Annotated in this window: 1 protein-coding gene; it reads right to left on the reverse strand. The window is 67.7% G+C overall.

Annotated features, from left to right (window positions below; all coding sequences use genetic code 11):
• Window positions 1–60: 60 nt before the first annotated feature.
• Window positions 61–2,515 (reverse strand): virulence factor SrfB (locus WC493_RS23840; RefSeq protein ID WP_373069250.1); only part of this gene is annotated, 2,455 nt, incomplete at its 5' end.

A 2,515-nucleotide genomic window follows, 5' to 3' on the forward strand; every position in this document is an offset into this window, starting at 1 on the left:
CGGCGGCCTTGGCGCGCAGCGTCTCGTTTTCGGCGGAATGGTCGATGCTCATCATGCGCCTCACATTACCCCGAGCACGCCGGTATCGCGCCAATAGCCTTGCGCCGCCTTCAGGGTCTGCAGGCGCAGGGTGACGGCGCCGCGCCGGCTGTTACCGTCAGCGTCCTCGACATCGGCGATGCGGAAATCCTCCCAGCGGTCCATGTGGTCGCTGTCCACTTCCGCCCGCTCGATCGTCACCTTCAGCGGCAGGGCGAGGCCGGCCGTCGCCGAAGGATTGGCGAATTCGAGGAAATAGAGCGGCGTCGCCGGCCAGCGTTCCAGATCGAGCTGGCGGAAGCCGATGAAGACCGGGGCGTAGAAATCGAGGATGAAACTCTCGCCCCCGCCCTCGCCCGTGCGGGCGTCCAGCGTCGGATCGGCGAGGAAGACGTTGCGGCGAAGCACCTGACCCGAAATCTCCATCTGGCCGAAGAAGCGCGCGGTCGATTTCATGACAAGGCGCGAGGTGCGCATCAGGAAGGCTTCCAGATGCCCCTCGGCGAGGCCGCAGAGCATGGCGCCGACGGCGGCCGCGGTCTTCGGGTCCTCGATCCGCGCATTCACGTCGCGGAAGGGATACCAGGTCCCCACGGCATATTGGTGCATGGGGATCACCCGGTCCGGCATCACCGGCAGTTTCGCCAGCATCACCTTGGCGATGGCCGGCAGACGCGACGGCCGGCCCGACAGCAGCAGGATGTCGCAATCATAGGCATGGATGACCTCGGCGAGGTCGGCCAGGGTCTGGCCGATGACGGCGAGCACCGTCGCCTCGATCTGGGCGAGGTCGATGGCGACCTCGACCGCGCCGACGTCGAAGCCGCTGGCGCCATGGTCCGTCGCCTCGGTCTCGAAGAAGCGCAGCACCCGCAACGTGGGCGGCAGGTTGCGATCCATCAGGCTGTCCAGCCGGCGGGTCTCGGCGCCGGCATGGGGGCCGCTGCCGCCCTGTTCGTAGGCGTGCAGCAGGGCAAGGCCGGCGGGCTCCAGCACCTGGGCGACGAACTGGCGGCGCAGATGGCGCTCCACCTCGGTTTCGGAGCCGCGATTGCCCGAGAACAGTTTCTTCAGCATGGCCGCCGGGTCGGTGACGCCCGCCGCCGCCAGCCCCCTGGCGATGGCCGGCAGGATGTGCCGCTCGATCACGGCGGCGAGGATGTCGTCGCCCGCCAGCTTGAAGCCTTCGCGGAAATTCTGCGCCGGATTGATCGCCCGCTGCCCCTCGACCGTGTAGGTCGTGACGATCAGATCCGTGGTGCCGCCGCCGATGTCGATGGAGGCGATGCGCAGCGACGGCTCCGGCCCGTAACCTTCGGCGGTGCGGATGCGGCCCTTCAGGCCGAAGAAGGCATCGTAATCGCCGCGGAATTTCTGGGTGATCTCGGTATAGAGATAGACCAGTTGGGTGCCCGAGGCTTCGTCGAGGTTCAGCACCACCGAAGGCTCCGGCGGCAGGGTGCCATCGACGGCGGCCTGCGCCATCAGATCCCACGCCAGTTTCACCGCCCCTTCGGCCCTTCGGCGCATCAGGCGCTGCTCGGCCACGGGCAGGGCCGGCGGCATGGTCAGCACGATGCGGCGCAGGCGACGCGGCACGTCGCCATGCTTGCGCGCCAGGCGGATTTCCGGCGCGTTGATCATGGCCATGGCCTGGAACAGGATTTCGACGAGAAGAAGACTATAGATCGCCGAGCGGGAGAATTTCGCCCGCACCGCCGGCTGGCCCTTGCCCGCCGGCAATTGCCGCAGCACGTCGCCATCCTCGGTCATCAGGCCCATGATCGGGCCCGATACCGGCGGCTCGGTGGTGATGCCGTCGGGGCCGAGGCCGTTGAAGCGCCAGCCCTGCACCAGCGGCCTGGTATCCCACAGGTAACGCTTGGGGCTGGACAGGCCCGTCGCCCCCTCGTTGCCGAGGGCATCGCCGGCAAGACGCATGGCTTCCGGCCCGACGCGCAAGGGGCTGGGCCACCAGAAGGCATTGGCCCGGCCGGAGCGGCGGGAGGCCGCTTCCTTGCCGAAACTCGCCCGGGCGAATTCGACCCGGCTCTCGAACGGCTTGCCGTAAGCCTGTTCGGGATGGCCGAGGTCGCGGAGTTCGAGGACATAGCTGTCGTTGAGGTCCATGCGGTCGTCGGCATGGGATTCGAGCAGGATGCCGCAGGTCCGCGAATTGCCGATGTCGAGCACGAGATCGACCTCGACCGGCACGCGCCGGCCGGCGTCGGACACCGTGTCGATCAGGCGGATGCGGGGCAGGATTTCCGCCTCGTCGATCAGGGCGAGATAGGCGAGGTAACGCGCCCAATGCTCGCAGGCATGGGGAAAATCGTCGTCGCGCAGCGGACGGTTCGGCCGCTGGGCCTGCTTGAATTCGCGGAAGCTCTCGTCCAGCCACTGGTCGACCCAGGCTTCCTCCATGAACCAGGCGTTCTTCTCCGCCTCGGCCACCAGGGCGAATTCCTGCTGTTCC

Source organism: Zavarzinia sp., from assembly GCF_041650655.1.
Taxonomy (GTDB): domain Bacteria; phylum Pseudomonadota; class Alphaproteobacteria; order Zavarziniales; family Zavarziniaceae; genus Zavarzinia.